This is a genomic window from Pedobacter sp. KBW06 (assembly GCF_003852525.1).
GTDB lineage: Bacteria > Bacteroidota > Bacteroidia > Sphingobacteriales > Sphingobacteriaceae > Pedobacter.
In genome coordinates this window covers 177,703-186,507 of record NZ_QAJL01000003.1, presented here as the reverse complement: position 1 = coordinate 186,507, position 8,805 = coordinate 177,703, and the positions used below count along the sequence as shown (strand labels likewise).

Genomic DNA, 8,805 nt, shown 5'->3' with positions numbered 1-8,805 from the left:
CGAAGTTTCGGCTTTGATGCTACCAAGCTGATCACCAATTTCAGTAAAACTGTTCGAAGTTTCAGCAGACAATGAGTTTAGTCTGGCTTCAATTTTAATTAAGCGACCTTCAATTTTAACGAAATTTTCATCTGCTTTAGTTGCAATTCCATCTAGCATTGCTTTAGTACGCTCATTCTGCCTTAATAGAAGTGCCACAGACGCTTCTAATGTTGGGTTTTCGTTTAACTCTTCCATATAAAATATTGCTTAGACAAAGCTATGTAATTTGAATTTAATAATATAAATATTTATTTAACTATTAGTATTCTTTTATTTCATATAGTGGTAGGTAAAGTGCCTGACCAAATCATTGGATTACCGGAAAGGGGAGAGGAAAGCCTTTCCGGTAATGTCGGGGAAAATTCCTTATTCGCAGGATTGTACCGCAAAGGCCACTGCAGCTTCAGCATGGATCTTCGTCGTATCAAAAACCGGTACGGCAACATCTTCCTGATGAATTAACAATGGAATTTCAGTACAGCCCAGGATGATCCCTTCAGCCCCCCTGTCAATCAGCTGCTGAATAATCGCTAAGTATTGTTTTTTAGTTTCGGGATTCAAGAACCCCCTTCCGAGTTCGTTTCTCAGGGTATCCTCAATGTAATCCCGGTCTTCCTGACTTTCGGGGATAACCGGCGCTATCCCAGCGGCAATCAGTTTGTCTTTATAGAAATCCAGTTCCATGGTGTAGGTGGTGCCCAGTAATCCTACCTTTTTCAAACCCTGCTCATGAATGGCAGCGGCCACTGCGGTGGTAATCTCTATCAAGGGCAGATCTACCCGCTCTGCAATTCTATCAGATACGATGTGCGCTGTATTGGCACACAAGACAATGGCTTCTGCACCTGCTTTTTTCAGATCTTCAGCAGCATTAACGAGTAATTCAAAGGTCGCATCCCAGTCGTATGCCGCATTGAAACGCTGAAAATCATCAAAGTTTACAGAGCGGATCAGACAGTCTGCAAAGTTTAATCCACCCAGTTTTTCATTTATCCCTTCATTGAGGTAGCGGTAGTAATCTACTGTAGATGTCCAGCTGATTCCTCCAACAAGTCCGATTTTTTTCATTTGTATCTAAGTTTAAAAATTTATCATTTTTTAATGAGGTAAAAGTAGATAGCTTTGAGTAACTGTAACAGATACAGGAATTGACTATTTTAGTATAACAGATGAAGGAATTTCAATACATTACCATCGCAGATGAACTGGGAAAGCTAATCAATGAAGGAGTTTATCCTGTTGGTCAGAAGCTTCCTTCTTTGCGCCTGATCAGCTCACGTTTCCAGGTGAGCATAGGTACAGTGTTGAAAGCCTTTGTGTTACTGATTGACAAAGGACTGATTCTTGGCAGGGAGCGCTCAGGTTATGTGGTGCTGAGAAAATCCCGGCCGGATATTGATTTACCGGAAAGCAGCAAAACGATATCTGCCGCTACCGAAGTGAGACTGGGACCGGTTTTACATCAGATCAGTAGGGAAGCGCAGGCGCATACCTCTTTTGTCTCTTTTTTTAATGCGGTGCTGGACGTAGGACTTTTACCCCTCAATGCGATCAGAAGAAGCCTGCAGCAGGCTTCAAGAGACCTGACCGGAGCCCATTTATTATATGAACAGGCCAATGGAAATCCTTTGCTGAGACAGGAAATCGCGGGGAGGTCTTTCCGTTGGAATGGAGCACTAAAGGCCGAAGAGGTAGTCATTACAAATGGCGCTTTGGAAGCTGTTAGCCTGTGCCTGAGGGCGGTTGCCGAAAAAGGGGATACCATCGTGCTGGAAACACCTTTTTACTATGGCATCCTTCAAACCATCGAAGCACTGGGGTTGAAAATCGTGGAGCTTCCCGGAGATACTTTATCAGGAATTGACCTCGACCAGCTCGAACAGGTTTGCAAGGAACACCGGGTAGCGGCATGCGTCCTGATCTCTAATTTTAACAATCCCAATGGGGCCATGCTTTCTGATCAGAAAAAGCGGGATATTGCTGCCTTTGCAAAGCGAAAAAAGATCCCCGTTATTGACGATGACATCTATGGCGATCTTCATTTTGATACAGAAAGACCTGCAAATATTAAAAGTTACGATACGGATGGCTGGGTGATGCTCTGCGCTTCTTTTTCTAAATCTGTTGCCCCCGGATACAGAATTGGCTGGTGTGCTCCGGGTAGGTTTACAGAGAAAGTGATCCGGCTGAAAGCGGTAACGAATGTGGCCACAGCAAGCGTGGTACAATTATCCCTGCTGCAATTATTAAATACAGGGGCCTACGACCGTCATTTGCGCAGGTTAAGACCAGAATTACACAAACTGATGTTATTGACCTTGCAGGCCATAGCAGCACATTTCCCGCTGGAAACGAAAGTCAGCAGGCCAAAAGGCGGGCTGGTACTCTGGATTGAGCTCCCTAAAGGAGTTGATGCTCTTGTACTTCATCAAAAAGCAATAGCGGAACATATTCAGATTGCCCCGGGAACCTTGTTTTCTAACAGGGGAGACTATACAAACTATATCCGCATGAGTTACAGTAACCTCTGGAGTAAAAGAATAGAACAGGCCATTCAAAAATTAGGAAAAATGATAAAGGACCAGGTGATCGAAGGATCAAAGTCATAAATTAAACCAGGGGCGTAAATCAATGCAAAGATTTTGATTCTGACAGTCGTCAGGGAATGATAGATACTAAGAAAAACAATAATTAATTTCTGTAGATATTCCTTATTTGCTAGCTTTATTTAGTATTTGATCAACCCTTGCTAATTTGTAAAAGATGAAACGCGGTGCTTTAATTTTCTGGACAATTTATAGCCTTTTCTTTGCCATTCCATTCCCGATGATCATCTACTATTCTACGAATAATACGGATGACATCAAGAGCCTAAACGCCAGTGATCCATGGCTTTCTCTTGGTATTTTAGTGGCATCTATTCTATTGTGGCTCGCCGTTCTGGTGGTGTTTTACCAAAAATGGGTCTTAATTTATTTTAATTACAAAAAGAACATTGAATACCTGAAGCGGGAAGGAGAACCCAGGGAAGCCCGGATTTTAAGTGTTAAGAAGCTGAGCCAGGCAGGCGCAAAGATGGATTCCTATGAATTGGAGCTCTCCTTTAAAAATCTGGTAGGCACAGAGATTCAGCAGAAGGCAGGTGTGAACGACAGTAAGCCTTTTGAACGCCGTTATGAAGTTGGCAAAAAGGTAGAACTCCTGATTGATAAAGAACTAAAGAGGATACCATATTTTATCTTTTCCGGTGTCACTGCAAAAATCAAAACCCCAATTGTGCTGTTGAGAAGCCTGGGCTGGCTGGCGCTTGTTGCCATTCTTGGGGGATATTATGTATATACCTATCAGTCTGAAAGTCATGGTTTTGGATGGCGGTTTATGAGCTTCGGGCACCCCTTGGTCGTTTGCCCGCTGGTACTCCTGTTTTATAGGGTTTTGGTAGATCTTTTCGTTAACAAACTGGGTGGAGATTATAAGGACAATACCCCTTTAATTAAATTTAAGGGAATCAGGACAAATGCCAGACTGATCAGCACAAGTCAGACCGGAACCTATATTAACGAACAACCGATGATCCGTTTTGAGCTGGAATATACCGACGACAAACAGCAAAAGCACAACGGACATATAAAGAAGGTGGTAAACCTGCTGGACTTAAACAGCATAAAAGTCGAATATGTTGAGATATTCTACCTCAAATCTGATCCCAAAAGGATTGCCTTTGCCAGTGATTTAAATGAACTAAGCTAGACAGCATGAAGAAGTTAATAGCCCTGATGATTTGCAGCCAGATGCTTTTTAGCTGCAGGCAGATCTCAAAAAGTGTGGAAGAAACCTTTAAGTCCAACGATTCTGTGGCCAATAAAGCGGCACAGGATAAACCTGCAGAAAATGAAGATGAATTGCATACCGAGAGCCATACCACCAGCAGTACAACCGTAGAAACACATAGCAGTACATTTACCGAACAGCATGTGACAGGAACAAAAACGGGTTTCTTAACGGATATTGATCAACTGACGAAAGCGGAAAATGAGCTGAGGAAACTTCCTCAATACCGGGGAAAGGAAATCTTTATTTATACAAATATTAATTTTTACGATGATGGTCGCATAACTGCGATGCTTCAGCATCCTCAAAACCCGAAATATGTAGACAGCTATGAATACAACAGCGGGAATTGGTCTGCACCTAAACCGAAGCAATTATCGGTAAAAGACGAGGTGAAGAGCAACCTGGTTTCGCTAAACAACATCCCATTTTCTAATGTTGCGAAAGTAACGGGGATCTACAATGAAAAAGCCGCCCATATTGAAGGAGCAAAGCCCAGTGACCATACTTATATCGCTATTTTTAAGAACCGGATCGAGTGGTACCCGATGAACATCAACGGAACAAGGGAGCGCTATTACATTCAGTTTAACCCGGATGGTACATTAAAGGAATTCAGGCAGGACTAATCGGCGGTACTTTTGAATAAAGAGGTAATGATAAGCGCTCTGAGCGGAGATTCCTTTATATTTGGGGGATAAACTCAAAAATGTATAAAGTATTCCTGACCACCTTATTATTGATCGCTAAAACGGTTCCTGTTCTGGCACAAAACAATTGGGTACCCGAAGTAGAAAAAGAGGGGATAAAAATTTATACCGCGGTCTTCCCAAACTCCAGGATCAAAGCCGTAAAAGCGCAATGTAATGTTAAGGCAACAGCTTCACAGGTGGTCGCCTTGCTGATGGACGTGGAATCTGCTACAGATTGGGTATACCATACAAAATCATGTTCACTGATCAAAAAGGTTTCCCCTGCCGAGCTTTATTATTATTCAGAAATCAGCTTACCCTGGCCTTTACAGAACCGGGATTTTGTTGCACATCTGAAGGTGAGCCAAAATACGGGCACCAAAGTCGTTACCATCGATGGACCGGCAGTAAGGGGCCAGGTAGCGGAAAAGAAAGGCATTGTGAGGATTCAGGATTCCAAAGGAAAATGGGTCATCAGTCCGGCGGGGCCTGATTATGTAAACATTGAATACACCATTCATGTAGATCCGGGAGGGACTTTGCCACCATGGCTGATTAATCTCTTCGCCTCTGAAGGCCCCTTAAAGATCATTAAAAACCTGAAAATACAAGTACAAAAACCGGAGTATAAAAATGCGGTGCTTACCTACATTGTGAATTAGCCTGGTTTGCTGTACCTGCAGGATTAACTACCTGGCTAGCTGCCTTTGGCTTCCTCCATATATCAGTAACCATAAAGATGATCTGATAGTGTTTGAATTGGCCAATAATGCAATGATGGGTTACAAAGGTAAAAGAAGCAGATTGGTTTATACCAATCTGCCAAGTGCTTCTTTATTAAATCCGCGGAATTCAGCCAACCGGTTTTCCTTCACCTTTTGCACCCAATAAGGGTCCGCTAAGAGCGATCTGCCGACTGCTACCAGGTCAAATTCGTTGTTATCCATTCTTCTAATGAGTTCTTCAATAGAAACTGGGCTGGAGTTTTCCCCGGTAAAAATGGTCGTGACATCATTATCCAGTCCAACAGAACCAACCGTGATTGTGGCTTTTCCGGTCAGCTTTTTTGCCCAGCCGGCGAGGTTAAGCTCTGATCCAACAAACTCAGGTTCCCAAAACCGGCGTGTCGAACAATGGAAGATGTCGATGCCAGCATCCGCCAGTGGCATGAGCCAGGATTCCAGCTCTGCCGGGCTTTTTGCCAGTTTGCTGTGAAAGTCACTGAACCGCCATTGGGATAAGCGCATCATCAGCGCAAAATCTTCTCCTGTTTCCTTACGGATCTCTTTTGTGATTTCTATGGCAAAGCGACTGCGCTCGGCTAAAGTTTTTCCGCCAAAAAAGTCAGTTCTTTTATTCGTATTCTCCCAAAAAAACTGATCTACAAGATACCCATGCGCTCCCTGTACCTCCACACTGTTAAAACCCATCTTTTTGGCCTGTACTGCGGCACGGCCAAAAGCAGAAATCGTATCCGCAATGTCTGCATCTGTCATGGCCTTTCCATTGCCAATACCGGACGGTCCTTCAAAAGGAGCAGAGGGCAACCATCCCGAATGGTGGTTTTCCTGGATTCCGACGTGCCAGAGCTGTGGCGCCATTTGTCCCCCTGCACTCAATACGCCATCAACCACTTTCTGCCATCCTGCCAACGACTGGTCCTTGTAAAAATCGGGGACATCAGGCTCATTTGCTGAAGATGGCCGGTCGATCACCGTTCCTTCGGAAATGATCAGTCCTACTTCTCCTTCAGCCCTTCTTCTGTAATAGTTTGCAACGTCGCTTTCCGGAACTCCGGATGGAGCACATGACCTTGTCATTGGTGACATCACAAAACGGTTTCTGGTATTTAATGATTTCAGGCGGAAAGGCCTGAATAAATTTTCAATATTCATTGTCGTTTAATTTTTTTATCAGGTTTTCCATTTCTCTCCTCAGTGTTTTCTTTTCAGGGAGAGATTTTGTAAGGTCAATGGCCTTCTGATAGAGATCAATTGCTTTGTCTGCTGCGGTATTGGTATGGAGATAAGCCAGCAAGGCATGATATTCAGCACTGTCTTTGAGTTGTAGCTTCTCTGTTTCCCGGATTCCCTTTTCATTTCCGTATACTTTGGCAAAGGCGAAAGCCCTGTTCAGCGCCGTGACCGGAGAATATTCCATCAGAATAAGCTGATTGTACAACTTTAAAATGTGATCCCATTTATGCTGATCAGTTGGGGGAGTATGCCAATAGGCGATGCCGGCTTCCAGGTGATATTTTGAGACTTCCGTTCCGGAACAGGCATTCACCAGGTAATAGTTCCCTTTGTCGATCAACTCCTGACTCCATAAGCCTTTATCCTGCTGCTCGTACAAAATGGTTGCCCCCGAATCATCGGCTCTTGCAGCCAATCTGGAACTCTGAAAACACATTAAAGCGAGAAGGGCATTGGTTTTGGGGACATTGGTCCATGTATTTTCTGTCAGGATGAGCGCAAGTCTGATGGCTTCAGAGCAAAGTTCTCTTCTGATGAGCTGGTCGTTTGATTTTGAGAAATAACCTTCATTAAACAAAAGATACAGGGTTTTTAAAACGGCATCAAGTCTGGATGATATCCCTGCTTCCTGTAATGTTCTGATCTGGAAATTATCCTGACGAAGAACATTCTTTGCCCTGAATAACCTTTTCTTAATCGTTTCCTTTTTGCTGAGAAAAGCATCTGCAATTTCTTCTATGCTGAATCCGCAGAGGATCTGAAGCGCCAGGCAAATCTGTGCCTCAGTAGAATTACCAGGATTGCAAACTGCAAAGATCATCGCCAGCTGACTATCAGAAATGCTTTCTTCATTAAAATCCCAGTCGTTTTCCCGTTCTTCCGGCTTAATTTCTATTTTGACCTGTGCTTCGAAAATTGCGTTCCTTTTCAGGTAGTCTTTCGCTTTATTCCTGGCGACTGTATATAGCCAGGCCGTTGGATTTTCGGGCAGGACATTTGATGCCCATAATTCAGTGGCTTTTAGAAAGGTTTCACTCACAATGTCTTCTGCAACCGCGATGTTCCCCAGCCCAAAATGGCTGCACAAGACTGCCGTCATTTTGCTGTACTCCAGCCTGAACAGCTTCGGAATGAGCGTTTGATCTCTATTTGTTGCCATGGCTTTTAAAGCACTTCTCTTACCTCTATATTGCCGCCCATTTTGAAAATCGGGTTGCCTTTTGCAAATTCCACCGCTTCCTCAATCGTGTCTGTTTTTACAATGATGTAACCACTGATAAATTCTTTGATTTCGGCATAAGGACCATCAGTTACCACGTTGTCCGGCATTACTGTTTTTGCATGGAGTGTAGAGAGGGTATTGCCTTTGTCGGCCAGCTTATTTTGAGCGGCAATACCCGCCAGCCAATTCATTCTTTCCTGAATTTGTTCAGGCGATGGCTTCTGGCTAGAAGCAGTACTCAGCCTGAAAATTAATAAGAATTCTTTCATCGTTTGTAAATTTTAATGTTTTTGCAGTCATGACGATTGAATCTTAAAGATGGGGACAAAAAAAAACTTTTTTTTAAGCGTTTTCTTAATGCTGCCATCTCATCCGGCTGCTTCACTGAATTTCCAGCCATAGCAAAACAGGAGTGATGCTCCTGAGCACAATTCAACAGCAACTCAATGCAGTTTAAAAAAAAATAAAAAATACTGTAACGAACTGAATGTGCCACATACTTATTGATTAAAAAAACAGAAAAAGTATGAAAAATCTAACCGTAATATCCGAAGGACAAAAACCATTTCAATTGATTGAAAATAATGAAGTATTGGCAATGTTGAATTACCCAAAATGGTACAGCACCTATACTGCTGAGATTTCTGGCACTAAGCCGGAATCCAAATTGTCCCTAAAAGTTCAGGGACTCTGTATGAACAAACTGACGCTGTGGGATGGTGATCAATGCATTTGTCAATCGAAATTAAACTGGGACCTGAGTGTTACGGTTCATCTTGGAACACAGGAATATCTGCTTAAAATGAAGCGTTTGACAGAAGGAACTTTAGCCCTAACAGACGCAGATCAAAATGAATTAATTTGCCTGAAAACCAATATGAACTGGCAAAGCTGTAAAGCATCTTATGAGATCTGCATCAATGAAAAGCTAAACTTCCGGATCACTCCCGAACAACTTTTGTTTATCGTCCACAATTGCAATTATTTTATGGCGCTGAGTGGCAATCAGGGCGTTTCGGAAAGCCTGGCTGCAATGTAACCG

General features: G+C 43.1%; 10 protein-coding genes. 5 read left to right on the top strand and 5 right to left on the bottom strand.

Annotation, left to right across the window (positions count from 1 at the left end):
- Together DBR43_RS32955 and DBR43_RS15580 are read right to left on the bottom strand one after the other, a co-directional pair.
- Positions 1–237, bottom strand: a 237-nt coding sequence (locus DBR43_RS32955) for a hypothetical protein (RefSeq protein ID WP_158622511.1), incomplete at its 3' end; no start/stop codon positions are given.
- Between the two features lie 171 nt (positions 238–408).
- The gene (locus tag DBR43_RS15580; protein WP_124582413.1) at positions 409–1,110 is read right to left on the bottom strand and encodes an aspartate/glutamate racemase family protein; all 702 of its coding nucleotides are present in this window, start codon (positions 1,108–1,110) and stop codon (positions 409–411) included.
- Between the two features lie 101 nt (positions 1,111–1,211).
- On the opposite strand from DBR43_RS15580, the gene DBR43_RS15575 reads away from it, so the two are divergent.
- The 4 genes from DBR43_RS15575 (at position 1,212) to DBR43_RS15560 (ending at position 5,227) form a co-directional block, all read left to right on the top strand.
- The gene (locus tag DBR43_RS15575) at positions 1,212–2,651 is read left to right on the top strand and encodes a PLP-dependent aminotransferase family protein (RefSeq protein WP_124582411.1); all 1,440 of its coding nucleotides are present in this window, start codon (positions 1,212–1,214) and stop codon (positions 2,649–2,651) included.
- A gap of 154 nt (positions 2,652–2,805) precedes the next feature.
- Entirely contained in the window at positions 2,806–3,792 is a 987-nt protein-coding gene (locus tag DBR43_RS15570; RefSeq protein ID WP_124582409.1) for a hypothetical protein, read from the top strand.
- A 5-nt stretch (positions 3,793–3,797) separates the two neighbouring features.
- Positions 3,798–4,502, top strand: a complete 705-nt coding sequence (locus tag DBR43_RS15565) for a hypothetical protein (RefSeq protein WP_124582407.1) — start codon at positions 3,798–3,800, stop codon at positions 4,500–4,502.
- A gap of 80 nt (positions 4,503–4,582) precedes the next feature.
- A complete protein-coding gene (locus DBR43_RS15560) occupies positions 4,583–5,227 on the top strand; it encodes an START domain-containing protein (RefSeq protein WP_124582405.1) in 645 nt (214 codons plus the stop codon).
- A gap of 147 nt (positions 5,228–5,374) precedes the next feature.
- Here DBR43_RS15560 and DBR43_RS15555 read toward each other — a convergent pair whose 3' ends face one another.
- From DBR43_RS15555 to DBR43_RS15545, 3 genes are read right to left on the bottom strand one after another with little or no spacing between them, the layout of a single operon-like run.
- The gene (locus DBR43_RS15555) at positions 5,375–6,460 is read right to left on the bottom strand and encodes an NADH:flavin oxidoreductase (protein WP_124582403.1); all 1,086 of its coding nucleotides are present in this window, start codon (positions 6,458–6,460) and stop codon (positions 5,375–5,377) included.
- Complete coding sequence (locus DBR43_RS15550) at positions 6,450–7,700, bottom strand: RNA polymerase sigma factor (RefSeq protein ID WP_199757064.1); 1,251 nt, start codon at positions 7,698–7,700, stop codon at positions 6,450–6,452. The genes DBR43_RS15555 and DBR43_RS15550 overlap by 11 nt, the downstream gene beginning before the upstream one ends.
- Positions 7,701–7,705: 5 nt before the next feature.
- The gene (locus DBR43_RS15545) at positions 7,706–8,032 is read right to left on the bottom strand and encodes a YciI family protein (protein ID WP_124582402.1); all 327 of its coding nucleotides are present in this window, start codon (positions 8,030–8,032) and stop codon (positions 7,706–7,708) included.
- Positions 8,033–8,289: 257 nt separating this feature from the next.
- Between DBR43_RS15545 and DBR43_RS15540 the strand changes: the two genes are divergently transcribed.
- Positions 8,290–8,802 (top strand): hypothetical protein, encoded by a 513-nt coding sequence (locus DBR43_RS15540; protein WP_124582400.1) that lies wholly within the window; start codon positions 8,290–8,292, stop codon positions 8,800–8,802.
- Positions 8,803–8,805: the final 3 nt, after the last annotated feature.